The sequence below is a fragment of the Aeromicrobium sp. A1-2 genome (genome assembly GCF_003443875.1).
In the GTDB taxonomy this organism is placed as follows: Bacteria; Actinomycetota; Actinomycetes; order Propionibacteriales; family Nocardioidaceae; genus Aeromicrobium.
Window position 1 is genome coordinate 878,504 of sequence record NZ_CP027482.1, and the last position, 26,007, is coordinate 904,510.

The window sequence follows — 26,007 nt, forward strand, 5'->3', positions numbered from 1 at the left end:
TCGTGCCCCAGAGTTGAATTGAGTGAGGAATCCCGTGGTGTACGCAATCGTCCGCAGTGGCGGCAACCAGCAGAAGGTAGCCGTCGGCGACGTCATCCAGATCGACAAGGTCGCGCAGTCAGAGGGCGAGACCTTGTCTCTGCCCGCCGTGCTGTTCGTTGACGGCGACGCCGTGACGGCCGATGCTGACTCGCTCGCCAAGATCACGGTGACGGCTGAAGTCCTGGGACTGTCCAAGGGCCCCAAGATCGTCATTCAGAAGTACAAGAACAAGACCGGCTACAAGAAGCGTCAGGGTCACCGTCAGAAGTACACCCAGGTGAAGATCACCGGGATCAAGAAGTAGGGGTCTGAGCACATGGCACACAAAAAGGGCGCAGCCTCTACCAAGAATGGCCGCGATTCAAATTCACAGCGCCTCGGCGTCAAGCGCTTCGGCGGTCAGCTGGTTAACGCCGGCGAGATCATCGTGCGCCAGCGTGGCACTCACTTCCACCCCGGCACGAACGTCGGCCGTGGCGGAGACGACACGCTTTTCGCGCTCTCGGCCGGTTCGGTCGAGTTCGGTCGCCGTCGTGGCCGCAAGGTCGTCAACATCCTCCCCGGCGTTCCCGCGGAGTAGTACGGCGACCACACGTCTTTAGAGACAACTAGTTCGAAGGGGCAGTCCGCAGCTGCGGGCTGTCCCTTCGTTCCATTTTCGGCCCTGAGGGGCCCCACGAAAGGAGCGGCCGGTGGCTGTCCCCAGCTTTGTCGACAAGGTCACGCTCCACGTCTCCGGTGGTTCCGGCGGTGACGGCGTCTCCTCGGTGCACCGGGAGAAGTTCAAGCCGCTCGGCGGCCCCGACGGCGGCAACGGTGGCCACGGTGGCGATGTGATCCTTCGGGTTTCCGCCGATGTGACGACTCTCGTCGACTATCACCACGAGCCGCACCGCAAGGCGACCAGCGGCGCTCCTGGCGCGGGCAACAACCGCAGCGGCGGCAACGGTGAGGACCTGGTCCTCAAGGTGCCCGAGGGGACCGTCGTGCGGGACGACCAGGGCGAGGTGCTGGCCGACCTGACCGGTCCCGGCACCGAGCTCGTGATCGCGCCCGGTGGACGGGGAGGCCTCGGCAACTCCGCGCTCGCGTCCTCCAAGCGCAAGGCTCCTGGCTTCGCCCTTCTGGGAGAGCCCGGCGACGACTTGACCTTCACGCTGGAGCTCAAGGTCGTGGCCGACATCGGCCTGGTCGGCTTCCCGAGTGCTGGCAAGTCAAGCCTCATCGCCGCTCTGTCCCGGGCACGTCCCAAGATCGCGGACTACCCGTTCACGACCCTGGTGCCAAACCTCGGAGTCGTCACCGCGGGCTCGACGACCTTCACGGTCGCCGACGTCCCCGGGCTGATCGAGGGCGCCAGCGAGGGACGCGGGCTCGGGCACGACTTCTTGCGTCACGTCGAGCGCTGCGCCGCCCTGGTGCACGTGATTGACTGCGCGACGGTCGATCCCGGGCGTGACCCGCTGACCGATCTGGACATCATCGAGGGCGAGCTCGCCGCGTACGGCGGGCTCGAGGACCGGCCTCGCATCGTGGCTCTGAACAAGACCGATGTGCCTGACGCGAAGGAGATCGCCGGATTCGTCCGTGCTGACCTCGAGTCGCGCGGCCTGTCCGTCTTCGACGTCTCGGCGGCCAGTCACGCAGGTCTGCGCGAGCTCTCGTTCGCGATGGCCGAGATCGTCTCCGCGCGACGCGCCGCGACGCCGGTCTCCGAGGTCACCCGCATCGTGCTGCGGCCCAAGGCCGAGGCTGGCGTGGGCCGGGAGTTCACGATCACCGAGCGTGAGGGCCAGTGGATCGTCCGGGGGGACAAGCCCAAGCGTTGGGTCCGTCAGACCAACTTCAGCAATGACGAGGCGGTGGGCTTCCTGGCCGATCGTCTCAACCGGTTGGGTGTCGAGGACGAGCTGCTCAAGCTCGGAGCCAAGGCCGGTGACGACGTCATCATCGGTGAAGAGGACAACGCAGTCATGTTCGACTTCGACCCGCAGATCATGGCCGGCGCCGAGGTCCTGGGCCGGCGTGGCGAGGACCTCCGGATCGACCAGTCGGAGCGGCGGACCAACGTGGAGCGTCGCGAGGAACTGGCGGCTCGCCGGGCCTTCGAGGCCGAGAGCCGTGAGGCGCGCGAGGACGGTCGGGACCCCGACTGGTCGTTCCCCGAAGAAGATCCCGATCTCACCGATGGACCGACGGACGGTGACCTCGGCGACGAGGACCCGCGCTGATGTCCCGCATCGTCGTCAAGGTCGGCTCGTCGTCGCTGACCTCGGCGGGGGGCGGACTCGACGGTGAGCGGGTCGACGCTCTCGTCGACGCCCTGGCTGCAGCCCGCGGCCGGGGCGATGAGATCGTGCTGGTCAGTTCGGGAGCCATCGCGGCCGGGCTCGCCCCGCTGGGGCTGGGCCGACGTCCACGCGACCTGGCGACGCAGCAGGCGGCCGCCAGTGTGGGCCAGGGGGCCCTCATCGGGCGCTATGCCGAGCGCTTCGCGGGCCACGGGCTGGTGGTCGGTCAGGTGCTGCTGACGGCGGACGACGTGACGCGTCGGAGTCACTACCGCAATGCGTACCAGACGTTCGCCCGCCTGCTGGAGCTCGGCGTGGTCCCGATCGTCAACGAGAACGACACGGTCGCGACCAGCGAGATCCGCTTCGGCGACAACGACCGGCTCGCCGCGCTCGTGTCTCACCTGGTCCACGCCGACCTGCTGGTGCTGCTGTCCGACGTCGACGGACTGTACGACGGGGACCCCCACAGCGACGGCGCGCGGATCGTCTCCGACGTGCATGGGGAGGACGATCTCGCGGGTCTGGACATCGTCCGTCCGAGTGCCTCTGCCATTGGCACCGGCGGCATGGTGACGAAGGTCGAGGCGGCCCGGATTGCGACCGGTGCCGGCATCCCGGTCCTGTTGACCTCGACGCCCCACGCGGCCGACGCGCTCGAGGGCGCCGCGACCGGCACCCGGTTCCACCCCACGGGTCGACGTCGTCCGACCCGCCTGTTGTGGCTGGCACATGCCAGCGACACCAAGGGAGCTGTCCACCTGGACGCTGGCGCCGTACGCGCGCTGGTCGTGCGCAAGGCCTCGCTCCTGCCGGCGGGGATCACCGGTGTGACCGGCACGTTCGTCGCCGGTGATCCGGTCGACCTGGTCGGGCCGGACGGAGTCATGATCGCGCGCGGGATGGTCAACTACGACAGTGCCGAGCTCCCGTCGCTCCTGGGCCGGTCGACGCGTGACCTCGCCGCGGAGCTGGGCGCGCAGTACGAGCGTGAGGTCGTCCACCGCGACGACATGATGGTGTTCTGAGGACGCTGCGGCGACGGCCACCCGATCCGGCCTCGCCGGTTGACCGTCGGCGGCTGTGGGCCGCGAACTAGGATCGGGCCCATGAAGGATCAGGTTCACGCCGCCGCCCGCCGTGCGCGACTCGCAGCCGGCTCACTCGCTGTGGCGACCCGGGCCGACAAGGATGCTGCGTTGCGTGACATCGCCGATGCGCTCGTTGCTGGCACCGACGCGCTCGTCGCCGCCAACGCGATCGACGTCGACATGGCACGTAGCGCAGGAACCAGCGAGAACGTGATCGATCGGCTCCGCCTCGACACCGCTCGTGTTGCGGCGTTCGCCGACGGGGTGCGCGACATCGCCGGGCTGCCCGATCCGGTCGGCGAGGTCGTGCGGGGCTCGACCCTGCCCAACGGTCTGCGGATGCAGCAGATCCGTGTGCCGATGGGTGTCATCGGGATGATCTACGAAGGTCGGCCGAACGTCACGGCTGATGCCGCGGCGATCTGCCTCAAGGCCGGCAGTGCGGTCCTGCTGCGCGGCTCGTCCTCGGCCGCCCGGTCCAACGCCGCCATCATCCAGATCATGCGCGGGGCACTGGAAGCGGCCGGGCTCCCGGCCGACGCGATCCAGCAGATCCCGGCCGACGACCGATCGTCCGCGACCCACCTGATGCAGGCCCGAGGGCTGGTCGACCTGGTCATCCCACGTGGGGGAGCGGGGCTGATCCGTGCGGTCGTGGAGGAGTCGACCGTGCCGGTCATCGAGACGGGAGTCGGCAACTGCCACGTCTACGTCGATGCGGACGCCGATCTGGACATGGCGCTCGACATCGTCCTGAACTCCAAGACCCACCGCACGAGCGTCTGCAACGCGGCCGAGTCGTTGCTGGTCCACCGCGCCGTTGCGGATGTCTTCCTGCCGCGGGTCATCAAGGCCCTGCACGCCGCTGACGTGACGATCCACGGCGACGAGGCCTTCCGCGCTCTCGACGCCGCCGTCGTGCCGGTCACCGACGAGGACCACGCGACCGAGTACCTGTCGCTGGACATCTCGGCACGGGTCGTGGAGTCGATCGACGACGCCCTCGAGCACATCCGCCGGTTCTCCTCGGGGCACACCGAGGCGATCGTCACCTCGTCGCTGGCAGCGTCCTCGCGATTCACGTCGGGTGTCGACGCCGCGGCGATCATGGTCAACGCCTCGACCCGGTTCACCGACGGCGGCGAGCTCGGTTTCGGTGCCGAGATCGGCATCTCGACGCAGAAGCTGCACGCCCGAGGTCCGATGGGTCTGACCGAGATGACCACCACGAAGTACGTCGTTGTCGGCGACGGTCACGTGCGCTGATAGATTGCTCGCATGTTCTCGAACCTCGTGGCGTCTGAAGAGCCCCTTCGCGACATCGGCATCGACCCCTACGCCGTCGGTGCCATTGCGCTGGTGATCCTGGTGGTCCTGATGCTGGGTCTGCTGTCCTTCGGCAAGGGCCGCGAGCACTCCTGACTCGCGTGAGCGAGCACCAGCGGCCGCGCCCCACCGAGGGTGGGCGCCGACGTATCGGTGTGATGGGCGGGACATTCGACCCGATCCACCACGGCCACCTCGTGGCTGCGAGCGAGGTGCAGTCCTGGTTCGATCTGGACGAAGTCATCTTCGTGCCGACCGGCGAGCCCTGGCAGAAGGCCGATCGCGATGTGTCGCCGGCAGAGCACCGCTATCTGATGACCGTCATCGCGACGGCCGCAAACCCGCGCTTCGAGGTCAGCCGGGTCGACATCGACCGAGATGGTCCGACCTTCACGATCGACACCCTGCGCGACCTCTCGGCATCGCACCCCGACGCCGACCTCTACTTCATCACCGGTGCCGACGCCATGGCCGCTCTGCTGACCTGGCAGAACCACGAAGAGCTGTTCACCCTGGCGCACTTCGTCGGCTGCACCCGACCGGGGCACGAGCTGAACGACACGACGCTCGAGGGCCTGCCCCGAGATCGCATCACCCTCGTCGAGATCCCCGCCCTGGCGATATCGTCGACCGACTGCCGCGTCCGCGTCGGGCGGGGAGAGCCGGTCTGGTACCTCGTCCCAGACGGCGTGGTGCAATACATCGCCAAGCACGAACTTTATCGAAAGGTCTCATGAGCGCCACCGAACGCGCAGTCGAGCTGACCCGGGCCGCCGCGGCCGCCGCCGATGACAAGCTGGCCGTGGACATCATTGCCTTCGACGTCTCCGAACAGCTGGCGATCACAGATGTGTTCCTGTTGTGCTCGGCATCGAGCCCTCCGCAGGTCCGTGCCGTGCAGGATGCCATCGAGAAGCGGATGATCGAGCTCGGCGTCAAGGCCGTACGCCGGGAGGGTGAGCGCGAGGGCCGTTGGGTCCTGCTCGACTTCGCCGACATCGTCGTGCACATCCAGCACCACGACGAGCGGGTGTTCTATGCCCTGGAACGGCTGTGGAGCGACTGCCCGGTCGTCCCGCTGGCGTGAGCACCCGTCAGGTCGTCCTGTGGCGGCACGGCCGCACGGAGTGGAACGTCGCAGGACGCGTACAGGGTCAGAGCGACATCCCGCTCGACGAGGTCGGGCGGGCACAGGCCCGCTCGGCTGCCGCCCGTTTGGCGACGCTGGGACCGCACCGCATCGTCACCTCCGACCTCATGCGCGCCGCTGACACGGCGCAGGCGCTCGGGGACCTGACCGGGACGCCCGTCGAGCTGGACCCCCGGCTGCGTGAGCTGAACTTCGGTGCCCGCGAGGGCCTGACGTGGCAGGAGGCGTGGGCGCAGTATCCCGACGGCATGAAGGCCTGGACCTCGGGGGACGAGACCGGAATCCCCGGCAGTGAGACGCATCGCCAGGCGGGGGAGCGGTTCGCAGCGGCGCTGCATGATCTGCTAGACGACCTGCCGCCGGGGGAGGTGCTGGTCGTCGTGGCGCACGGTGCCGTCCTGCGGACCGGCGCGTGCGCATTTCTGGAGATCCCCGAGGAGCACTGGAGCTCCTTCGGTGGTCTCGGCAACTGCTCGTGGTCCGTCCTGGAGGAGTCGCGACACCGTGACTGGTCCAAGTGGCGCCTGACCGAATGGAACGCCGGGACGCTTCCGGAGCCCGTGATGTCGGACGACGAGTGACCCGGTTTGGGCATGAGCGGGGTCAGCGGCTAGCATTGGCGAGGCCCACAACACGGGCAGCGGGGCATTGGCGCAGTTGGTAGCGCGCTTCCATGGCATGGAAGAGGTCAGGAGTTCGAATCTCCTATGCTCCACAGATCGCGGGGGTTCGGCCGTACATCGGCTGGGCCCCCGCACTGCTGTGTTCGGGCGCTGATCGGTACCGTGTGCGCGTGCCCCGGGTGAGTCTTCGGACGTTGTTCGTCGCGGTCAGCGTCATCGTCGTCGCGTTCCACCTCGCCGCCGTGACGTTGGCGGCGCTGCCGCCCAACCGCTACTCCGACGCCGCGGCCCCGCGCACCGGTTATCTCCAGCCCTTCTTCACGCAGAACTGGCGACTGTTCGCGCCGAACCCGGTGGCGGAGGATCGGTCCGTCCTGTTCCAGGGCTCGTACGTTGCTGCTGACGGGTCGACCCGTCAGACAGCATGGGTCGACTGGACCGAGGTGGAGCTGGACCTGATCCAGCACCGGATCGTGGGCGGTCGGGCCGGCTATGTCACCAACAAGATGTTCCCGGCCCTGCAGTCGCGCTATGCCGGTCTCGGAACGAACCAACGACAGGCGGCCACGTCGACCAGCGAGAGCGACCCGCCGGACTGGGCAGAGCTGCGTTCCTCGCTCGGCGGCTCGGGCCGGGCGGCGTCGGCCGCGACGGGATTCCTGCGCTACGAGAAGGCCGTCACACGGCTCGCGACGGATGTCCTGATGGCCCGCTGGCCCGAGCGCGACATCACCTCGGTCCGCTACACGGTCCGGCGACAGGGCGTCGTGCCATACGCCGATCGCGGCGGCTCGACCGCCGAGCGGGCCGCAGCCCGTCCTGAAGCCCGCGACCGGGTCAGCGGATGGCGGGTCCCGTCGCCCGGCCCGACTGCCGAGCTGGACGCGGTCGCCGAATTCGACCGGCGGCACCGATGATCCGGCGGGCGGTCGACTGGCTGACCGAGGACAAGCACTCGACGTACGGGCTCTCCGTCACGCGGATGATCCTGGGCTTCATCGTGGCGAGCCAGCTCGTCGTCAACTGGGGCGATCGTCACTACACGTGGGGCGACGGGTCCCGGTGGACCGACAGTGTGCGCGACGGCCGGGGATGGCCGTCGTTCCTCGGCCTGTTCAGCCAGATCGGGGGGCTGGGCTTCGACCTGGCCTATCTCGCCACCATCGTGTTCGGGATCCTGCTGATGCTCGGGTGGTACACCCGGGCCTCGACCGTCATGACACTCCTGCTGTGGATGTCGCTGTACGTCACCGACCCGTTCGTGGGGTCCGGTGGTGACGCGATCCTGCGGATGGTCCTGCTCTACCTGTGTTTCACCGATGCCGGCCGGCACTGGTCGGTCGACGCGCGGCTCCGGTCACGACGCGGCCAGGTCAAGCAGCTCATGCCGACGTGGTTCAGCGCGACGCTGCACAACCTCGCCGTGATCCTGATCGTGCACCAGATCGTGATGGTCTACGTGGCTTCGTCGTTCTGGAAGGTGCAGAGCGAGCTCTGGCAGGACGGGACTGCGGTCTACTTCCCGCTGCAGACCGATGCGTACTCGCCCTGGCACGACCTGCTGGGCCCGGTGTACGCAAGCGCACCCGTGATCATGGGGGCGACCTACACCGCGATCGCGGTGCAGATGTTCTTCCCGGTCCTGCTGCTCTATCGGCCGTCGCGCTTCGTGGCGCTGATCATGATCACCGGGATGCACCTGGGCATCGGGCTGCTGATGGGAATCATGTATTTCTCTCTCGTCATGATTGCCGTCGATATGATCCTGGTCAGTGACTCGTCGTGGATCCGGGCGGCGAACTGGTGGCGCGATCGACGTTCGCCCGACGTCCCGGTGCCACCTACCACCGCCGGCGTGTGAGCCAACTCACTGACGGGCAGCCGTCATAGCGGAATACGTCGGGTCATCGGGACCTAAGAATGTGGTTAGACTGTCCGAGCAGTCTCGGTGCTGCACCTAGTCACGCCTACTGGGGCGAGCAACCCGCAGAAACAAATCAAGGAGCACTCCCAGATGAATCACAAGCTTGCCAAGAACTCGGTGGCAGTCGGACTGGTGACGTTGATCGTCACCGCCGGCATGTCCTTCTCGGCCAACGGAGCAGACGCTCCCGTGGCGCAGGCAGAGTCCAGCGCCATCACGGCCACGGGTCTGACCGGCATCGTCGACAGCGGCGTGTGCCGCGCCGAGTCGGCCGGCCCCGCAACCGAGGGCTCCGGCACGTGTGGTGTGGGTCTGGGCGTTAGCCAGCCCGCCGTCACGTCATTCGACCAGACGGCCTCCACCGACCTCGACGGTGACAAGGGAACCTCCACAGCTCGCGCTGAAGTTGCCGGCACCGGCATCGACGCGCTGACGACGATCGACCTGTCCGGCGTCGAGGGCGATGTGCTCGGTATCGACACCGCCACGATCCTCGACGGCGTCATCGACGGCCTCGGCCCCGTGCTCGGCCCCGTGTTCCAGACGGCACTGACGCCCCTCCTGAGCGCGATCCAGTCCGCGGCAGTCACGCCGGTGCTCGCCGCCCTACAGGATGCCATCCCGGTGTCCGTCGAGATCGGTGCCGTCTCCAGCACGTGCTCCGCAACGGCCGGAAGCCCGTCGACGATGAGCTCCACCGTCGCCGGTATCGACATCCTGGCCGAGCTCGCTCCGGGCAACGTCATCACGATCCCGGTCACGCTCAACACGGACCCCAACTCCGCACTCGTGGGCGCCATCGCACCGAAGCAGATCGTCGACGGCCTGCTCGTCGGTATCAGGGCCACGCTCAACGACAGCCTGAACGGCGTCCTCGGACCGCTCGCGGACCTGGTCGGCACCGTCCAGGAGACTCTGGTCGACGCGATCCTCGATCAGGTCGGGCCCGCACTGCTCGACCCGGTCGGCGAGGCGATCGTCCCGATCCTGGACGGCACCGTCAACAAGCAGGTCACGAACGACGACGGCTCCGTCGAGGTCACCGCGCTGAGCCTGAACGTGCTCGGCGACACCGCGACGCTCAACCTGGCCCGCACCAGCTGTGGCCCGAACACGCTGTTCGACGACCAGGCCGACGCCGATGCGAACGCTGACGCGAACGCCGATGCCGATGCGAACGCTGACGCTGACGCCGACGCAGTTGCCGATGCTGACGCCGATGCGAACGCTGACGCCGACTCGACCGACGCCGACGCGGTGGCCGACGCCGACGCGCAGGCCGACGCCGACGTGACGACTGCGCTGCCTGACGCCGGTGCGCCGAACCTGCTGCCCTTCTGGGCGCTGGGTCTGGCCCTGGTCATGTTCGGTGGAGCCGTTCTCGTCAACGAGAAGCGTCGCCTCGCGAACGCGTAACCCTTCACCACGACTGCCGGCCACCTCTTGAGGTTGCCGGCAGTTGTGCGTCCGGGCGCCGCCGGATCCGTTGTCGTCAGCACCTAGGATGGAGATCATGGACTCGGAGCCAGGCACGCCCGTGCCGTCGCGTCCGTGGCAGCGCTGGTCCATCCTGTCCCTCGCCGTCCTGGCGGCCGTCCACTCGGTCGTGCTGATGCTGTGGTTGGCGCCGTCCAGCCCGCTCCGCGACGCGGTCGGAAGCAGCAATCTGGCCTCGTACGTCGATCCGTACTTCCAGCAGGGTGACAACGGGGTCGGAATCGGTGCTCAGTTCGTCGACGAGTCGTTCAGCATCCGTGCCCTGATCCGACCCGAAGGCGCCAAGAAGACCACGCTGACCACGTGGGTCGACGTCACAGCAGTCGAGCGCCGTTCGACGGTCCACGACCTCGACCCGGCACGCGTCCACGCCACCGCCCGCCGGCTCGCGACCAACCTGAATCTCGCGATGTTCAATCTCGAGCCCGAGCAGCGCAAGCTCATCCGTTCGGTCAAGGCGCTCGATGGCGTCACCAAGGTCCGCGCCGCGCTGACCAAGAACGGCGCAAACGCCCGATCGATCACGTCATTCCTCGCGTACGACCAGATGGCCACCCAGTTCGCATCGCTGTACGCGCGGTCGCTGTACGACGGCGACCAGGTGGTGCAGGTGCAGTACCGGGTCGGCCGTCGCACCGTGCCGCCATTCGCCGACCGTGACAAGAAGACCCTTGCCGACGTGGACTACCGGATCTTCTACTTCGGCTGGCGCCTGCCGTTCCGCGGTTCGACCGAGGCCCGCGCAGCCTTCGACTCCTATGTGAAGAAGTGACATGGTTCAGGACATCTGGTGGCGTCTGAGAGACGCCTCGACCCACTTGCGGGATCGATTCGACGTCTGGGCGCTCGGCGGCAAACATGCCCTGCGCGGTGCAGCGGCCTGCCGTCTGGGCATCGGGCTCTCCGTGCTGGGTCTGCTGCTGTCGAACTTCTCCCGCCGCGACATGTGGATCGGGCAGGGCTCGGTCTGGGCCGAGCCCGCGCGCGCCGCGAGCAGGTTCCCCGAACTCGCACTCCTGCGCAACGTGAGCGGCGACGTCCTGACGGTCGTGTACGTGGCGACGGTCCTTGCCGCGCTGGCCCTCGTCCTGGGATGGCACACCAAGGCAGCCAACGTGCTGACCTTCCTGGGTTTCATCGCGATCGTGGGTCAGAACCCCGTCGTGGGGACGCAGGGCGACAACCTGATTCGGCTGACCCTGCTGTGGATGCTCCTGATGCGCACGGGGGAGTACTGGTCGCTGGACGCCCGCAGGCACAGCGCGCTCGCCGCGGGCACCCGTGCCGCGCGACGCGCGGAGGACGACGTGCTGCCGCCGTGGCTCTCCACCGGGATGCACAACGTGGGCCTGTTCGGTCTTGGCGCGCAGACCATCCTGGTCTTCATGTCCGGTGGCCTCGACAAGGTCGCGCAGCCCGTGTGGCAGCACGGCACGGCGCTGTATTACACGATGCAGCTGCCCGAGTCGCGGCCGTTCCCGTGGCTGTCGGACCTCCTGAGCAGCAGCTCGCTGGTTCTCGCGGTCCTCACCTACGCCGTCCTGATGGTCCAGCTGTTCTTCGGTCCGCTCCTGCTGCACCCGCTCAGTCGACGGCTCGTGCTGGGTCTGTCGATCGCGCTCAGCGTGATGTTCGCCGTGGTGTTCGCCGCGCCGTGGAGCTCGCTCGCGACGATCGCCGTGACCGGACTGTTCGTGTCCAGCGGCACCTGGGCCCGAGTCGACGTGCTCGTCAGACAGGCGGCCGGTCCTGCTGGTGACTGGCTCGTCCTTCGGTGGTACGACCTGCTCGACCTGCTCGATGCTGGACGCCACCGATTCGTGTTCCCTGCAGTCGACTGGGTCCGGATCACGGTCTTCCGTCGCTGACGGTCATGCGCCGCTAGACGGCAGCCGCGACCCGGCGACCCGAGAGCACGAGCGCGATGACCGGGAGTGTCAGCACGGCCGCTGCTGCGTTGAGGGTGCCGAAGCCGCTGATGGCGACCACGATCCCGGCGAGCAGTCCGCCGAGCGCGCCGGCAAGATTCATGACCAGGTCGGAGAAGCCCTGCACGACCGGTCGGTGCTCGGGTTCCAGCGAGGCGGTGAGCTTGGCCGCACCGGCGATCACCGACGCCGACCAACCGATTCCCAGCAGCACGAGACCCACCGTGATCTGGACGTCGGAGTGTCCGGAGGTGCCGGCGACCGCGACGGCAAGCAGCAGGATCACCTGCCCGAGGAGGATCGTCTGGTCTGCGCCCCACGCGTCGCTGAGCCAGCCCATCACGGGGGAGAGGGCGTACATCCCGGCAATGTGCAGGCTGATGGTCAGGCCGATCACCGAGAGCGCCGAGCCGTGGTCCTGCATGTGCACCGAGGTCAGCGCCATGACCGCGACCATCACGGCGTGCGACGAGCCGATCGCCCACACCGCGGTGAACGTGCGACCCCGGACGTGGGGGAGCGCGGTTCGGATGCCCCGCGGTGCTGGCGGTCCGTCCGCGAGGTGGATCAACGGGTCGGGGCGCAGCAGCACGAACGTGAGCAGGCCGGCGATCGCGAACCCGGTGGCGGAGAACAGCACAGGACCGGACAGGTCAGGCAGGCCGAGGCTGCCGGCGAGCGCCGCTCCGGGTCCGGTCAGGTTGGGGCCGGCCACGGCACCGATCGTCGTGGACCACACGACGATCGAGAGCGACCGCCCGATCTGGCCCGGTTCGGCCCGGTCGACGGCAGCGAACCGGGACTGCAGGTTGGCGGCGGTGCTCGCGCCGAACAGCAGCAGGCCGCCCAGGATCGCTGTCAGCGACTCGAGCTCGGCTCCGAGGACCACGATGGCCGCTCCGGCGGCGCCGGTCATCCAGCCCAGCGTGAGGGCCGGTCGCCGTCCCGTACGGGCTGCTATCGAGGACAGCGGGATCGTGAACGCGGCGGCGCCGAGCGTCAGCATGACGACGGCCATGCCTGCCCACCCGGAAGAGCCGCTGACGTCCTTGATCAGCAGCGCGCCGACCGCGATGCCCGCGCCATTGCCGATTCCACCGACGACCTGGGCTGACACCAGCACCCACAGGATCCGTCGCTGGGCCGGGTCGGGGTTCGTCGTCACCCGAGCAATCTAGTCGGGGATCACCAGATGCTGACGCGGGCCTCGGGCTCGAGCCACAGATCATCGTCCGCCGTGACGCCGAACGCCTCGTAGAACGCGGGGATGTTGCGGACGACCTGGTTGCAGCGGAACTCCGGCGGGGAGTGCGGGTCGATCGTCAACCGGCGTACCGTCTCGGCGGGACGTACCTTCGACTGCCAGGCCTGGGCCCACGAGATGAAGAACCGCTGGTCCGGGGTCAGACCGTCGATCTCGGCCTCGCCCGGCTGGGTCAGGCGGAACGCCCGGTAGGCGATGCCGAGGCCGCCCAGGTCGCCGATGTTCTCGCCGATCGTCAGGGAACCATTGACGGTGCGGTCGTCCGCACCGTCGGGGGTCAGCGCGTCGTACTGCGCGATCAGCGCTGAGGTGAGCTGCTCGAAGGACGAGCGGTCGTCGTCGGTCCACCAGTTCCGCAGTGCACCGGCACCGTCGTAGTGCGAGCCCTGGTCGTCGAAGCCGTGGCCGATCTCGTGGCCGATGACCGCGCCGATCGCCCCGTAGTTGACCGCATCGTCGGCGTCAGCGTGGAAGAACGGCGGCTGCAGGATCGCGGCGGGGAACACGATCTCGTTCATCGTCGGGTTGTAGTACGCATTGACGGTCTGGGGCGTCATGTACCACTCGTCGCGGTCGATCGGCGAGCCGATCTTGGCGAGCTCACGGTCGGTTCCCAGGGCGATAGCCCGGCGCGCATTGCCCAGCAGGTCGTCGGGCGCGGTCACGAGCGCGCTGTAGTCACGGAACTCGTCGGGGTGACCGATCTTGGGGTTGAAGGTGTCGAGCTTTTCGTAAGCCTTCTGCTTGGTTTCCTCGCTCATCCACGCCAGCTCCGAGATGCTCTGGCGGTATGCCTCGATGAGGTTGCCGATCAGCTCGGTCATGCGCTCCTTGGACGCCGGCGGGAACTCCGTGCGGACGTAGATCCGGCCGACCGCTTCGCCGACGGACGCCTCGACGAAGCCGACTCCGCGCTTCCAGCGTGGACGCAGCTCGTCGGTGCCGCTCAGGGTCCGGCCGTAGAACTCGAAGTTGGCGGCGACGAACGGGGACGAGAGGTACGGCGATGCGCTGTGGACGACCTGCCAGCGCAGCCAGTCCTTCCATGAGTCGAGCTCGGCATCGACCAGCAGGGTCTCGAGCCCTTCAAGGTAGGACGGCTGAGCGACGACCATCTCGGCGATGACTGGCGCGGGGATCTGCGCGGCCTCGGACCAGGCTGCCCAGTCGAATGACGGGGCGAGGCCCCGCAGCCCGTCGAGCGCCAGCAGGTTGTAGGTCTTCTGGGCGTCGCGGGACTCGACGCGGTCCCAGTGGAACGCCGCGATCCGGGTCTCCAGGTCCATGATCCGCTGGGCGCGGCCGTCGGCGTCGTCGAGGCCCGCCAGACCCAGCATCGTGGTGAGGTGCGTGACGTACGCCTCGCGGATCGCGGCGGACTCGTCGTCGCGGTAGTACGCCTCGTCGGGCAGGCCGATGCCTCCCTGGACGAGGTGGGTCACGTAGCGGTCGGGCTGACCGCTGTCGGGACCGATGTACATGCCGAACACGCTGCCCACTCCCTGGCGGTCGAGCGTGCCGAGCGTCGTGACGAAGCCCGCGATGCCGGTGATCGCATCCACCTGGTCGAGCTCGGACTGCAGTGGAGTCGCGCCGAGCGTCTCGATGCGGTCCTCGTCCATGAAGCTCGCGTAGAGGTCGCCGATCTTGCGCTGCTCGTCGTCCTCGGGCGCCGTGCTGGCGGTCTCGATGATCGATCGGACTGTCGCCTCTGCCTCGTCGACGAGGGTCACGAACGAGCCGGCCGTGGCTCGGTCGGGCTTGATCTCGGCGTCGCGCAGCCAAGGGCCGTTGACGTGTCTGAACAGGTCGTCCTGGACGCGGATGGAGGGGTCGAACTGCGTCGTGTCTATGCCGTGGGTCACGCCAGTAGGCTACACAGGTGAGCAAGACACTCCCCGCCCGAATGACAGTGCTCCGCACCGAGATCCTGACCCCCTCCATGCGCCGGATCGTGTTCGGTGGCCCGATGTTCGACGAGTTCCTCGGTCCGGAGAACGCCTTCACCGACAAGTACGTCAAATTGGTGTTCCTGACGGACGGTTTCACCTATCCCGAGCCGCTGGACCTGGCTGCGGTCCGCGAGACCATGCCCCCTGAGGCGTGGCCGGTGCTGCGGACGTACACGGTCCGTTGGGTCGACGCCGAGGCCAGGGAGCTGGCGATCGACTTCGTGGTTCACGGTTCCGAGGGCTTCGCCGGGCCCTGGGCCGAGCGGGCGGAGCCGGGTGACGTCATGCACCTGCGTGGACCGAGCGGGGCGTTCGCACCGGACCCTTCTGCCGACTGGCACCTGTTCGTCGGCGACGAGGCAGGGCTCCCGGCGATCTCCTCGGCGCTGGAGGCGCTGCCCGCCGGCGCGCCGGCGGTGGCCTTCGTCGAGGTCGACGGACCCGAGCACGAGATCGCGATCACGACGGATGCAGATTTGGAGATGCACTGGCTGCACCGGGGCGACGCGAACCCGGGCAGCACGACGCTGCTCGACGATGCCGTGCGGGCCTGGTCGTGGCGCGAGGGGCGTTGCCGGGCGTTCGTCCACGGTGAGTCTGCGTTGCTCAAGAGCGTCCGGCCGTACGTCCTGACCGAGCGCGGCGTCGCCCGCGCGGACGTCTCGGTGTCCGCCTACTGGCGGCGCGGCACGACCGAAGATGGCTTCCGCGAGTGGAAGTCGCGACAAACCGATGCCGTGCTTCGACCGGTGGCGTCTTGACGGCGCCACTGGTTGTAACCTCGTCGGGTGACTGAACTCCGCAACGTCGCCGTCATCCTTGCTGGTGGCACCGGCACCAGGGTCGGCCTGTCGATCCCCAAGCAACTGATCAAGATCGCCGGCAAGACGATCATTGAGCACACGATCGCAACTTTCCAGGCGTCCCCGTTGATCGACGAGATTGTGATCCTGATGGCCCCGGGCCACCTCGATCCGGTGCGTGCGATCGTGCAGAACGGCGGGTACGGCAAGGTCTCACAGATTGTCGAGGGCGGTGAGACCCGCAACGAGTCGACGAGTCGGGCTCTCGAGGCGCTAGGCACCGAGGAGTGCAACGTCCTGTTCCACGACGCGGTACGTCCGCTGGTCTCGCAGACCATCATCGGCGACGTCGTCGCGGCGCTGGCGACCCATCAGGCTGTCGACACTGCCATCCCGTCGGCTGACACGATCGTCCAGGTTCACGATACGCCCGGCGGCCAGACTGAGACGATCGCCGACGTGCTGCCGCGCCACCTGCTACGTCGTGGCCAGACCCCCCAGGCCTTCAGGTTGTCGGTGATTCGACAGGCGTACGAGCTCGCGTGGCAGGACCCGGACTTCACCGCGACCGACGACTGCACCGTCGTGCTGCGCTATCTCCCGGAGGTGCCGATCGCGGTGGTTCCCGGTCACGAGCGAAACATGAAGGTCACAGAGCCGATCGACGTCTACATCGCGGACAAGCTCTTCCAGCTTCACTCGGCCGATACGCCAGATCAGCTCAGCGATGAGCAGTATCGAGCGGCCCTCGCTGGCAAGACCATGGTCGTGTTCGGCGGCTCGTACGGCATCGGTGGCGACATCGCGGAGCTCGCCCGCGGCTTCGGCGCCACGGTGCACTCCTTCTCCCGCTCGTCGACCAACACACATGTCGACCGGCGAGAGGACATCGCCGCGGCTGCCGCCACGGTGCTCAGGGAGGCAAGCTCGATCGACTTCGTGGTCAACACTGCTGGCGTACTCGTGATCGAGGACCTCGCGGAGACCTCCGAGGAGACGATCTTCGCCGCGACCGAGATCAACTACCTCGCACCGATCTTCATCGCGCAGGAGTTCTATCCTCACCTCGCGCGGTCTTCGGGATCGCTGCTGCTGTTCACGTCGTCGTCGTACACCCGAGGACGTGGGGGCTACTCGTTGTACTCCTCGGCCAAGGCCGCGGTCGTCAACCTGACCCAGGCGCTTGCCGACGAGTGGGCTGGTGAGGTGCGGGTCAATTGCGTCAACCCCGAGCGGACCGGCACCCCAATGCGTACCAAGGCGTTCGGTGAGGAGCCCGAGGGTACTTTGCTGAGCTCGATGGAAGTCGCGCGCCAGTCGCTCGACGTCCTGCTGGCCAATCAGACCGGCCACATCATCGATATCCGTCGCGGCGGCGGCCCGGCGGCCGTGGGTGGTGGCAGTTGAGGAAGAACCTCCTGAACACGGCGTTCTACCTCCTGCTGGTTCTTGGCTTGATCGCCGTGGTGGTGTTCGTCTTCAAGTCCCTCAACAGGCCGCAGGACGATGAGGCGCCACCGCAGGCGCCCGAGGCGATCGTCATGATGTCGACCGATGGTGTGGTCAGCAACATCGAACGTCGGCTCGGTGCGAAGACCGGCCGCCAGGTCGAGGCCGAGTGCCCCGACGAGGTCGACAAGGCGGAGGGAACGACATTCAGCTGCGACGTCCGCTACACCGGACGCGAGGACAAGATCGCGATCGCCACCGTGGTGATCGACGGCCCGACCGGTGACTTCACCTGGACGTCTGAGTCCATGAAGAAGTCGAGTCCCTGATCGAGCAGCTCCCGGTCAGCCGAGGTGTCAGCGCTGACGGAGTACCCACGCGTATCGATGGGCCGAACCGGCGGAGTGCGGTCGAGTCTTCGCGCGAGGGACGAGGTCGTGTCGGGTTGCTGAGGCTGCATCGGCATCAGGGACCGGTAGCACCGTTGGCCTGCTTGACCGCCCACTGCTCGTCCCGCACCGCGAGGGCGTCTGCGCAGGCCTGAACGAAGCGCGCCGTGGCGACGCCCGGAGCTGGATCTCCGAGGTAGTACTCGACAAGATCGGCTCGTGCCTTTCGCGTGGGGTCCGCGCTCAGCTGCTCCGCGACGATCGTGGCTACCTTCGCATCTGGGTCCAGCAGCGGCACGGTCTCCATGAGCCGACTGGGGGGGAAACCGACTGCCGGCCGGGTCACGAGCAGCGGCTTGCCACTCGGCAACCAGTTCAGGGACACAGCGGAGACATCTGTGACGAGCACGTCGGCGTCGGCGAACGATCGCTCGAGTGGCACGTCGGTGTCTACCCGGTCGGCCAGTGCGCGAACCGCCGCGTCAGCGGCGGCGTACGACGGTCGAATCACACCGTTGAGGGGGTGCGGCCGATAGATCACGCGGTAGGTGCCGGAGAGGGCCCGCAGGAGGGCCACGCCATGCGTCTCGAGCGAGCCGTAGGAGACCGACGGCTGCGAAGCCTCCCACGTCGGGGCGTACAGCACCGTCGGTCGCCCGTCCGGAGACGGCGCGCTGGTGAGCGGGGCTGAGCCGTCGAACTGCGGCTGGCCGACCAGGACGCTGCGCGCCTCGGCGTCATACAGCATGACCGCCGACGAGGTACGGTCGAGCGCTGCGTGGCCGGCGAGGAAGCAGAAGTCGTAGGCCTTGACCTGGTTGGAGACCGAGACTCCCTTGTCGCTGTCTCCGTGCCCGAGGTAGACGTGGACCAACGAGGCGAACCGCAGGCACTCGAAGTTGGCCGGGTCGTGGTTGACGTAGAGCGCGAGCTTGATGTCACTGAGCCCGAGGATCTCGTCAAGCTGACCGTAGCGGGCGAGAGTCAGGCAGTCGAGCTCGGTCTCCTCGCGCACGACGGCCGCCGTCCGAGAGTCCTTGAAGACACACACCACGGGATGAGCGGCGTCGAGTGCCTGCAGCGCGTGATACCACGGCCGGATCTGGTAAAGGCTGTCCTGGGGGGTCGGGAAGTACACCAGGACCTGCTGCGAGAGGGCCTGCCCGACCCGGTCTTCGTCGGTCAGCTTGTCCGGCATCCCGACAGGCAGGAACCGGGAGCGCCGTAATCGGCCGATCGCCCACTGCTGCAGGCGCCTCACCGGACCCCCACGCCGCTCAGAGGCCATGATCGATGATCGCGGCACCATCGGTGAAGTGCGGCGCCAGCTTGTTGTCGAACATGCTGAGCGCCGAGCCGATCGCCATGTGCATGTCGAGGTACTGGTAGGTGCCCAGCCGGCCGCCGAACAGCACATCGGACTCGCCCTTGGCGAGCTCGCGGTAGGCCAGCAGCCGCTCACGGTCCTGCGCGGTGTTGATGGGGTAGTAGGGCTCATCGGCAGCTTCGGCGGCCCGGCTGTACTCCCGCATGATGACGGTCTTGTCGCTGGGGTAGTCACGCTCGGGGTGGAAGTGCCGGAACTCGTGGATCCGGGTGTGGTCGATGTCGGTGTCGGCATAATTCATGACCGGGGTGCCCTGGAAGTCGCCGATCGGCAGGACCTCGGTCTCGAAGTCCAGTGTGCGCCACGACAGGTCGCCGTGCGCGAAGTCGAAGTAGCGGTCGACGGGCCCGGTGTAGACGATCGGCACCTGTCCGACGGTCGAAGCCTTGTTGAACGGCTGCGTCTCGTCGAAGAAGTCGGTGTCGAGCGTCACCGAGATGTTGGGGTGATCGGCCATCCGCTCGAGCCATGCGGTGTAGCCGTCAACCGGCAGGCCCTCGTAGGTGTCGGAGAAGTAGCGGTTGTCGTAGGTGTAGCGCACGGGCAGGCGGGAGATGATCTCCGCGCTCAGCTCGCGGGGGTCGGTCTGCCACTGTTTGGCGGTGTATCCCTTGATGAACGCCTCGTAGAGCGGCTGGCCGATCAGCGAGATGGCCTTTTCCTCGAAGTTGGCCGGATCGCCGGTCAGCATCGAGGCCTGCTCGACGACCCAGGCCCGGGCCTCGTCGGGGGAGTAGGCGGCGCGTTGGTACTGGTTGATCGTGCCGAGGTTGATCGGCATCGGGAAGACTTCGTCGTGATACGTCGTGTAGACGCGGTGCTGGTAGCCGGTGAACTCGGTGAATCGGTTGGCGTACTCCCACACCCGCTGGTTGGAGGTGTGGAACAGGTGAGCGCCGTAGCGGTGCACCTCGATGCCGGTCTCGGGCTCGATCTCGCTGTAGGCGTTGCCGCCGATGTGCGGCCTGCGGTCGATGATCTGCACACGGAGATTCAGCTCGCGTGCGCACCGGTCGGCGATCGTCAGGCCGAAGAAGCCCGAGCCGACGATCAGAAGGTCAGCGTCCATGGGTCAATCGTGCCGGTACGTCGGCTGGATCCATCGGACGCCACGTCTTGTCGCGCCACAGCGCACGATTGGCGCGGAAGCCGCGGGCCAGATCACCGAGCCCCTTGAGGGTGTGCTGGACGACCACGAGGCGGAAGACCTCCTTGGCGAGCGTCAGTGCCGTGCCGAGGCCGAAACCGACCCGGTTGAGCTTGCCGTACTCGGCGAAGTACTTGCCGACATACGCCCGGTTGCGGATGACGTGGAAACGGAACAGAGGGCTGCCGTCGTTGAGGTGGCGGATGCCGAGGTTGACCTGCTTCTGCTCCCGCTTGCGCTTCAGCACGTAGGCATCGACGTAGACGACCTCGGTGTGCTGTGCCGCAAGCCAGGCGTAGGCCGCGTCGTCCCACGAGATGAAGAAGCGCGGGTCGGGCAGCCCGATCTTGCGGACGATGTCGGCGCTGATCAGCATGCCTTCGAACGTCCCGGAGTTGGTCACCGCGTAGCCGTCGCGACCGAACTGCTTGCCGCTGTACGGCAGGGGCACCCCGAGGAAGCCGTTGAACTTGGCCTGCCAGTAGAACGGAGTGCCGTCGAAGTCGTAGCGGCGGCCGTGGATGACCTTGAACCGCTCCATCCACGGGGCGAACTGCTCGAGTGCGTCGGGGAGGATCTCGACGTCATCGTCCATCAACCACACCCAGTCGGCGCCCATCTCGAGGGCGACCTTGGTGCCCTCACTGAAGCCGCCCGATCCGCCGGTGTTGGTGTCGAGCCGGTGGTTGACGACGACGCCCGGCGGAAAGTCCTTCATCGTCTCCGCGAGCACGGCCTGTGTGTCATCGGTGCTGGCGTTGTCGACCACGACGATCTTGAATGGTGGGGTGTCCATCTTGGCCGCGCTGGCGAGTAGCTCACGCAGGAAGGTGGACCGGTTGAAGGTCACGATGGCGATCGCGAGATTTGCCGGTGCCGGGGTCACCCGGGCCACCCTACCCTCAGCGCTCAGCCGCAGAACTGTGCGGACTTGCCCTGGATCGTGTCCATCGAGTCGTTGAGGCTCTCGAGGTTGACGACGAGGGCCTTGAGGAGCTCGACATCCTTGGAGGTCGTGGCCTTCTTGCCCTGCCTGAGGTATCCCAGTGCCTGGGCGTACTCGTCGCGCAGGCTCAACGGGGCCACCCGCTCGGCCTTGCTGTAGCGGGTGATGAGTCCGTCGAACGTCGCGGAGAGCTCCGCGAGGTCGACGCCGTCCTCGTCGTTGTCGCCGGGTGTCGTTAGGCCGCCGCTCTGGATCTGGGCGAAGGCGGGGCAGTAGACGTCCTTGTCAGGAGGGATGACCTCCGGCACAGCCTTCGAGGCCTTCTCCGTCGGGTCGGCCCCCGGGGACTCGGCGGACGACTCGGGTGTCGGGGCTGCGGCAGCGGCTGCTGTGGCGTCCGGGCCGCCGGACGCGGCGACTACCATCACGACGGTCGCCGCGACCAGGACGAGGCCAGCCACAGCGGCGGCGAGCGCCCTCGGACTGCCGATCAGGCGATCCCACAACGTGCGCATGCCCATCTCCGTCCGGGTCCCATCGACCGGCCCGATGCCATCTCGACGAACCGGGCTATCCTAGACCGCACTGCCACGACCGGCCACCCAATCCGGTCCGATCTGCCGACGCAATCAGAATCACCCGGTACGGCAGATGAGAAAGCGTGTAATCTGTGGTCGACGCTCGACCATCAACACCCAGGAAGACTCCCCATGCTGCGTAAGCCCATGCTCCTTGGCGCCATGACGCTGCTCGTCGGTGGCCTGCTCCCCGCGACGATGCCGGCCTCTGCCGCCCCCGCGACGGGTCTGGCAACCGCCACCCAGCTGCGCGACGAGGACCGCTACGTCGACCTCGACGCGGTCGACCGCAATGCTCCAGGCTACGACCCGAAGTCGTTCAAGTCTGTCGAGCCCAATGTGGTGGCGAGCGCGAACGGCAGGCGCGTGGAGATCTACGGCTCGGTCGGTGACAACGAGAACGGCATGGACTGGCGCACGGTCAACGAGTTCGCCTACCTGGTCAACTCGGTGCCCAAGGGCAAGAAGTCGTACACCACGCTGTTCAACAGCTTGTACGACGACCGCTCGATCAGCCGCAGCGCTAACCCTGCCGTCCCGGGCGGCGACAAGTGGACCGTCGCAGGCCGGGACGAGGTCTTCTCGCCCACCGCGGCCTTCCTCAACCAGGTCAACATGTACGACACCGAAGCCGAGCGCCGTCAGTTCATCCATGTGCTCGGTGCCAAGGAGAGCCTTGACGAGGCGGTCGCGGCCAACAGTTCGCTCGCCCGGCTCGTCAAGGCCGGCTACAAGTCGAGCGGCTCGCAGGCCGTCAACTATGCCGAATGCAGCGGTGACGGCGGTTGCCTCTCGGGGCCCGATCACCTGATGCACTCCAAGTACGGCGCCTTCGAGGAGGCCGCTGACTCCACGGGCATGATCCGCCCGAACGTTGTGTGGATCACCTCCTCGAACCTCAACGGCTCCAGCGGCTCCAAGAAGTCCAACATCAGTATCGCGATCTTCGACGACGCCGCGGCGTTCAAGGCCGTCAAGGAGGGCATCTTCGACCCGTCGGTCGCGGTGGCCAACGGCATGTCGGCCTCGGATGCACTCAACACGCCCGCCTACAAGGCGGCAATCACCGTCGATCCGGCGACCGGCGTCGTCGCGGGAATGCCGACGGACTCGGGCATCACGTTGTTCCCGTCGCCACGCCGCAAGACGGCCGCCTCGGACCACACAGATGAGACCGATGTGGAGGCGGCATTCCTGGACCAGCAGGCCGCGAACAACACGACCAAGACCGGCTGCAAGGTCTATGCCGTGCACTCGCTGTTCAACAGCACCCGCAACGGGGTCAAGGACGGACTCGGAAAGCTCGCCCAGCAGAAGTGCGACGTGCGCATCGTGCTGGGGAACAATGCGATCTCCGATCTCGTGGATGGCTACTTCAACATGAGCTCCAGCCTGCGTGAGCTGATCGGCCACGTCGAGTTCGCCAACGTGCACGACAAGACCCTGAGCTACAAGCACGGCGGCACGGCCACGACATTCGGTGGTGCCTCGAACTTCACCGGGACGAGCCTGGAGTACGACGAGCTGGCATTCAAGGCCGACAACCTGGAAGTGACGGACGCCGTTCAGGAGCATTCCGAGCGCATCTATCAGCTGGCCCGGGGTCAGACGAAATGGGCGACACCGTCGAGCGTGTCGATCAGCCCGGCCGGGACCGTCAAGGTCGCGCCGGGCGGATCGGTGCAGCTCAGCCCCCGGCTGAAGCCCGAGAAGGCCTTGGTCACCGACACCACGTGGGTCTCGAGCAATCCCGCCGCGGCCACCGTGAGTCCCACCGGCGTGGTCACGGGTCTGACACCGGGACAGACCACAATTGAGGTGCAGGTCTCGGCGCCCGGCGTGCTGAACCAGCCGCGGGTCTCCAAGACCGCGACTTCCACTGTCGTGGTCGCCAGCGGCGCGACCACGACGGGTGCGGGCGGACGGGCCAGCGTTGCACCAACGCTCACGATGGACAACTACCAGTCACCGGGTGGCAACACTGACATCGTCGTGACCTGGGGGGCCGACGGGCACGAGTACGACGGCGTCGTCAAACTGCAGTACTACTCGGGCGGCTGGAAGACGTACGGCAAGTACGTCACCGTCAAGGACGGAGTAGGCAGCATCTCGCCGTCGTTCAAGGGCAGCAAGACCTGGCGCGCGTACGGGGCCAGGCTCGACAAGATCGACGGCGATGACGTCCCTAACTCGACCGCCAAGACGAAGTCAGCCTGGAGCATCAACACCGTGCGGACCAAGACTTCCAGCTCGACGCCGCGACTGTATGCCACGAACATGGCCAAGAGCGGACAGAAGATCCCATTCTTGATCTCGTGGAGGAAGACCAATGGCGTCGTGCGTCTGCAGATGAGATCGGCAAGAGGTTCGTGGAAGACTCACTCGACCTATCGAATCAGCGGCGGCAGCCAGGAGTTCATCGCTGTGCCGGTCATCAACACCAAATACTGGCGGATCGCCACGAGCACGGGTTCGACGAAGATCTCCAACACCGTCAAGGTTTCGATGAAGTGACCCAGCGATCCGGGTCGGCAGGACCAACACTCATCCGTCCCCGAGGGTGAGCCGGCCCTTCCGGGGCGTTGGTATCGTTGCGGCCATGCAGGTCAGCCCCACCGGAGACGACGTCTCATGACGTCACCGAGTGGCCAGCACCGGCGCCGCGTGCCGAAGAACCGGCGTCCTGTGGCTGGCGGGGCCGGTGGGGCTACGCCGAGATCGCGATTCAGTCGGTCGCTGCGCTCCAGAGCCCCGGGGCGCCGTCTCCCTTATGTCGTGGGGGTCGCGGTGGTTGCAGTCGTGGGGGCGTTGCTGTTTTGGCCAGTCGTCGAGCTCGCCGACCCGGCACCCGTCGCACCAGGTGGAGTCCAGGTGGAGTCGGACGACACCACCGCGACCGCGACGTGGACCCGGGGGCCGGCGACCGCTTTCCGCGTGCAGTACTCCGAGAACCTCGACTTCTCCGATGCCCAGACCCAGCAGGTCGAGCGCAACACGTTTGCGCTGAGTTCGTTGATCCCGGGTACGACATACTTCCTGCGGGTGTCCTCGGTCCGGGGAGACAAGGTCAGCAGGCCGAGCCCTCTCGTGCGATTCACCACGGGGTTCAGTTACGTGGCGCCGAAGCTCGTCGTCGACAGCAAGACATCTGCGTCCCTATCGGCCAGTTGGACCAGCGATGCCACGACGAAGGAGAAGGTCAAGTACGAGGCGCAGCTGGACAAGGACGAGGTGTTCAGCGATCCCAAGACCAAGACCGTCTCGAAGCGCACGGCGAAGTTCACCAAGCTCGGCTACAAGGCGACCTACTCGACACGGGTCAGGATTGTTGGACCTACAGGTGTTGCCCTGAGCCCTTGGTCTGATCCGGAAACGCGACAGACCTTGCGATCGGCGCCGTTGCGTGTCGCGTCGTTCAATGTCCTCAAGTCCTCGAAGGCCAACTGGTCGGCACGCCGGCTGGCCATCGCCGAGACGATTCGGTCGCAAGAAGTCGACGTCGCCGGCCTGCAGGAGGCGACGCCGGTCACCGTCGCCGGCGGAATCAGGCAGTATGCCGACATCGTGCGCGTGCTGGGTCCTGACTGGGCCCTGACCGAGGACTCGAAGGGAGCGACGGGGGAGGCCCGCACGGTCTACAACACCAAGCGTCTTGAGCTGGTCGATCACGGGTACGAGGAGATTCCCGGAAGCACGCGGTTCGGGGTGATGCGCTACATCACCTGGGCCATCTTCGAGCAGAAGAGCACGGCGAAGCGGTTCGTGTTCCTCAACACCCATTTCGTGACTTCCAAGGCCAGTTCGCGCTTCAGTCACCGCACAGCCTCGGCCGGTCAGATGGTGCGGCTCGCGAATTCGATCTCCAAGGGAGAGCTGCCCGTTGTGATGGCCGGCGACTTCAACTCTGCGGCCCACCGCAACAACAGCAACGGCGTGTATCGCACCATCACAGGCGGGGGATTCGTCGATCCTTTGATCAGGAGCGGCAAGCTCGGCGCGGCGGAAAAGCTGACCAATGCCGATCTCAAGACCGTCAACAAGTACGCACGTCAACCGCGACGCGATGCATCGGCACCGATGATCGATCACATCTTTGTGTCACCGATGCGTGTCCTCGAGTGGGAGACCGTCGCCAAGCTTGACGGTAGCGGCCGATTCATCGGCACGATTCCGTCGGACCACAACATGATCCGGCTGACGGTCTACCTACCCTGACCAAC

25 protein-coding genes and 1 tRNA gene are annotated in these 26,007 nt (G+C 66.9%); 20 read left to right on the top strand and 6 right to left on the bottom strand.

Annotated elements, in window-relative coordinates; all coding sequences use genetic code 11:
• Positions 1–37 precede the first annotated feature (37 nt).
• From rplU to C6I20_RS04355, 15 genes are all read left to right on the top strand, one after another.
• Positions 38–346, top strand: coding sequence for a 50S ribosomal protein L21 (gene rplU / locus C6I20_RS04290; RefSeq protein ID WP_118398583.1), 309 nt, complete (start codon positions 38–40; stop codon positions 344–346).
• A gap of 12 nt (positions 347–358) precedes the next feature.
• A complete protein-coding gene (gene rpmA, locus C6I20_RS04295) occupies positions 359–622 on the top strand; it encodes a 50S ribosomal protein L27 (protein WP_118394833.1) in 264 nt (87 codons plus the stop codon).
• 112 nt (positions 623–734) lie between these two features.
• Positions 735–2,273 carry a GTPase ObgE gene (gene obgE / locus C6I20_RS04300; RefSeq protein WP_118394834.1) on the top strand — a complete coding sequence of 513 codons (1,539 nt, stop codon included), beginning with the start codon at positions 735–737 and terminating at the stop codon, positions 2,271–2,273.
• A complete protein-coding gene (gene proB / locus C6I20_RS04305; protein WP_118394835.1) occupies positions 2,273–3,361 on the top strand; it encodes a glutamate 5-kinase in 1,089 nt (362 codons plus the stop codon). Before obgE ends, proB begins: the two co-directional genes overlap by 1 nt.
• A gap of 81 nt (positions 3,362–3,442) precedes the next feature.
• Positions 3,443–4,690 carry a glutamate-5-semialdehyde dehydrogenase gene (locus C6I20_RS04310; RefSeq protein ID WP_118394836.1) on the top strand — a complete coding sequence of 416 codons (1,248 nt, stop codon included), beginning with the start codon at positions 3,443–3,445 and terminating at the stop codon, positions 4,688–4,690.
• 12 nt (positions 4,691–4,702) lie between these two features.
• On the top strand, positions 4,703–4,846 hold the full coding sequence (locus C6I20_RS17020) for a hypothetical protein (RefSeq protein WP_162891108.1): 144 nt from the start codon (positions 4,703–4,705) through the stop codon (positions 4,844–4,846).
• Between the two features lie 5 nt (positions 4,847–4,851).
• Positions 4,852–5,487: a nicotinate-nucleotide adenylyltransferase gene (gene nadD, locus C6I20_RS04315; RefSeq protein WP_256372164.1), complete on the top strand. Its 636-nt coding sequence runs from the start codon at positions 4,852–4,854 to the stop codon at positions 5,485–5,487.
• Positions 5,484–5,837: a ribosome silencing factor gene (gene rsfS, locus C6I20_RS04320; protein WP_118394838.1), complete on the top strand. Its 354-nt coding sequence runs from the start codon at positions 5,484–5,486 to the stop codon at positions 5,835–5,837. Before nadD ends, rsfS begins: the two co-directional genes overlap by 4 nt.
• Positions 5,834–6,481: a histidine phosphatase family protein gene (locus C6I20_RS04325; RefSeq protein WP_118398585.1), complete on the top strand. Its 648-nt coding sequence runs from the start codon at positions 5,834–5,836 to the stop codon at positions 6,479–6,481. The genes rsfS and C6I20_RS04325 overlap by 4 nt, the downstream gene beginning before the upstream one ends.
• 61 nt (positions 6,482–6,542) lie before the next feature.
• Positions 6,543–6,615, top strand: a tRNA-Ala gene (locus tag C6I20_RS04330).
• A 78-nt stretch (positions 6,616–6,693) separates the two neighbouring features.
• Positions 6,694–7,440, top strand: coding sequence for a DUF5819 family protein (locus C6I20_RS04335; RefSeq protein WP_162891109.1), 747 nt, complete (start codon positions 6,694–6,696; stop codon positions 7,438–7,440).
• Positions 7,437–8,384 (top strand): HTTM domain-containing protein, encoded by a 948-nt coding sequence (locus tag C6I20_RS04340; protein ID WP_162891110.1) that lies wholly within the window; start codon positions 7,437–7,439, stop codon positions 8,382–8,384. Before C6I20_RS04335 ends, C6I20_RS04340 begins: the two co-directional genes overlap by 4 nt.
• A gap of 153 nt (positions 8,385–8,537) precedes the next feature.
• A complete protein-coding gene (locus C6I20_RS04345) occupies positions 8,538–9,863 on the top strand; it encodes a hypothetical protein (RefSeq protein WP_118394841.1) in 1,326 nt (441 codons plus the stop codon).
• Positions 9,864–9,960: 97 nt separating this feature from the next.
• Positions 9,961–10,716 (top strand): DUF5819 family protein, encoded by a 756-nt coding sequence (locus tag C6I20_RS04350; protein WP_162891111.1) that lies wholly within the window; start codon positions 9,961–9,963, stop codon positions 10,714–10,716.
• 1 nt (position 10,717) lies between these two features.
• The gene (locus C6I20_RS04355) at positions 10,718–11,812 is read left to right on the top strand and encodes an HTTM domain-containing protein (protein ID WP_118394843.1); all 1,095 of its coding nucleotides are present in this window, start codon (positions 10,718–10,720) and stop codon (positions 11,810–11,812) included.
• A gap of 13 nt (positions 11,813–11,825) precedes the next feature.
• Here the strand turns inward: C6I20_RS04355 and C6I20_RS04360 are convergent, their stop codons facing one another.
• Both C6I20_RS04360 and C6I20_RS04365 read right to left on the bottom strand, forming a co-directional pair.
• The gene (locus C6I20_RS04360) at positions 11,826–13,037 is read right to left on the bottom strand and encodes an MFS transporter (protein ID WP_118394844.1); all 1,212 of its coding nucleotides are present in this window, start codon (positions 13,035–13,037) and stop codon (positions 11,826–11,828) included.
• 20 nt (positions 13,038–13,057) lie between these two features.
• Positions 13,058–15,001 carry a M13 family metallopeptidase gene (locus C6I20_RS04365; RefSeq protein WP_118394845.1) on the bottom strand — a complete coding sequence of 648 codons (1,944 nt, stop codon included), beginning with the start codon at positions 14,999–15,001 and terminating at the stop codon, positions 13,058–13,060.
• Positions 15,002–15,018: 17 nt separating this feature from the next.
• Between C6I20_RS04365 and C6I20_RS04370 the strand changes: the two genes are divergently transcribed.
• The 3 genes from C6I20_RS04370 to C6I20_RS04380 are packed head-to-tail and all read left to right on the top strand — an operon-like array spanning position 15,019 to position 17,669.
• On the top strand, positions 15,019–15,849 hold the full coding sequence (locus C6I20_RS04370) for a siderophore-interacting protein (RefSeq protein ID WP_216822987.1): 831 nt from the start codon (positions 15,019–15,021) through the stop codon (positions 15,847–15,849).
• Between the two features lie 27 nt (positions 15,850–15,876).
• On the top strand, positions 15,877–17,298 hold the full coding sequence (locus C6I20_RS04375) for a bifunctional cytidylyltransferase/SDR family oxidoreductase (protein ID WP_118394847.1): 1,422 nt from the start codon (positions 15,877–15,879) through the stop codon (positions 17,296–17,298).
• Complete coding sequence (locus C6I20_RS04380) at positions 17,295–17,669, top strand: hypothetical protein (RefSeq protein WP_118394848.1); 375 nt, start codon at positions 17,295–17,297, stop codon at positions 17,667–17,669. Before C6I20_RS04375 ends, C6I20_RS04380 begins: the two co-directional genes overlap by 4 nt.
• A 136-nt stretch (positions 17,670–17,805) precedes the next feature.
• On the opposite strand, the gene C6I20_RS04385 is transcribed toward C6I20_RS04380, so the two are convergent.
• From C6I20_RS04385 to C6I20_RS04400, 4 genes are all read right to left on the bottom strand, one after another.
• Positions 17,806–18,927 (bottom strand): CDP-glycerol glycerophosphotransferase family protein, encoded by a 1,122-nt coding sequence (locus C6I20_RS04385; RefSeq protein ID WP_162891112.1) that lies wholly within the window; start codon positions 18,925–18,927, stop codon positions 17,806–17,808.
• Positions 18,928–19,006: 79 nt separating this feature from the next.
• A complete protein-coding gene (gene glf / locus C6I20_RS04390; protein ID WP_118394850.1) occupies positions 19,007–20,185 on the bottom strand; it encodes a UDP-galactopyranose mutase in 1,179 nt (392 codons plus the stop codon).
• Positions 20,175–21,149, bottom strand: coding sequence for a glycosyltransferase (locus C6I20_RS04395; RefSeq protein WP_216822988.1), 975 nt, complete (start codon positions 21,147–21,149; stop codon positions 20,175–20,177). The genes glf and C6I20_RS04395 overlap by 11 nt, the downstream gene beginning before the upstream one ends.
• Before the next feature lie 23 nt (positions 21,150–21,172).
• Complete coding sequence (locus tag C6I20_RS04400; RefSeq protein WP_162891113.1) at positions 21,173–21,724, bottom strand: hypothetical protein; 552 nt, start codon at positions 21,722–21,724, stop codon at positions 21,173–21,175.
• A gap of 195 nt (positions 21,725–21,919) precedes the next feature.
• On the opposite strand from C6I20_RS04400, the gene C6I20_RS04405 reads away from it, so the two are divergent.
• Positions 21,920–24,301 (top strand): Ig-like domain-containing protein, encoded by a 2,382-nt coding sequence (locus tag C6I20_RS04405; RefSeq protein WP_162891114.1) that lies wholly within the window; start codon positions 21,920–21,922, stop codon positions 24,299–24,301.
• Between the two features lie 273 nt (positions 24,302–24,574).
• A complete protein-coding gene (locus C6I20_RS04410; RefSeq protein WP_162891115.1) occupies positions 24,575–26,002 on the top strand; it encodes an endonuclease/exonuclease/phosphatase family protein in 1,428 nt (475 codons plus the stop codon).
• Positions 26,003–26,007 lie beyond the last annotated feature (5 nt).

Excerpts from the sequence above, each read along its gene's own strand:
- rpmA (WP_118394833.1), top strand. The coding sequence starts at position 359 with ATGGCACACAAAAAGGGCGCAGCCTCTACCAAGAATGGCCGCGATTCA.
- proB (WP_118394835.1), top strand. The coding sequence starts at position 2,273 with ATGTCCCGCATCGTCGTCAAGGTCGGCTCGTCGTCGCTGACCTCGGCG.
- C6I20_RS04310 (WP_118394836.1), top strand. The coding sequence starts at position 3,443 with ATGAAGGATCAGGTTCACGCCGCCGCCCGCCGTGCGCGACTCGCAGCC.
- C6I20_RS17020 (WP_162891108.1), top strand. The coding sequence starts at position 4,703 with ATGTTCTCGAACCTCGTGGCGTCTGAAGAGCCCCTTCGCGACATCGGC.
- rsfS (WP_118394838.1), top strand. The coding sequence starts at position 5,484 with ATGAGCGCCACCGAACGCGCAGTCGAGCTGACCCGGGCCGCCGCGGCC.
- C6I20_RS04340 (WP_162891110.1), top strand. The coding sequence starts at position 7,437 with ATGATCCGGCGGGCGGTCGACTGGCTGACCGAGGACAAGCACTCGACG.
- C6I20_RS04345 (WP_118394841.1), top strand. The coding sequence starts at position 8,538 with ATGAATCACAAGCTTGCCAAGAACTCGGTGGCAGTCGGACTGGTGACG.
- C6I20_RS04350 (WP_162891111.1), top strand. The coding sequence starts at position 9,961 with ATGGACTCGGAGCCAGGCACGCCCGTGCCGTCGCGTCCGTGGCAGCGC.
- C6I20_RS04355 (WP_118394843.1), top strand. The coding sequence starts at position 10,718 with ATGGTTCAGGACATCTGGTGGCGTCTGAGAGACGCCTCGACCCACTTG.
- C6I20_RS04385 (WP_162891112.1), bottom strand. The coding sequence starts at position 18,927 with ATGCCGGACAAGCTGACCGACGAAGACCGGGTCGGGCAGGCCCTCTCG.
- glf (WP_118394850.1), bottom strand. The coding sequence starts at position 20,185 with ATGGACGCTGACCTTCTGATCGTCGGCTCGGGCTTCTTCGGCCTGACG.
- C6I20_RS04400 (WP_162891113.1), bottom strand. The coding sequence starts at position 21,724 with ATGCGCACGTTGTGGGATCGCCTGATCGGCAGTCCGAGGGCGCTCGCC.
- C6I20_RS04405 (WP_162891114.1), top strand. The coding sequence starts at position 21,920 with ATGCTGCGTAAGCCCATGCTCCTTGGCGCCATGACGCTGCTCGTCGGT.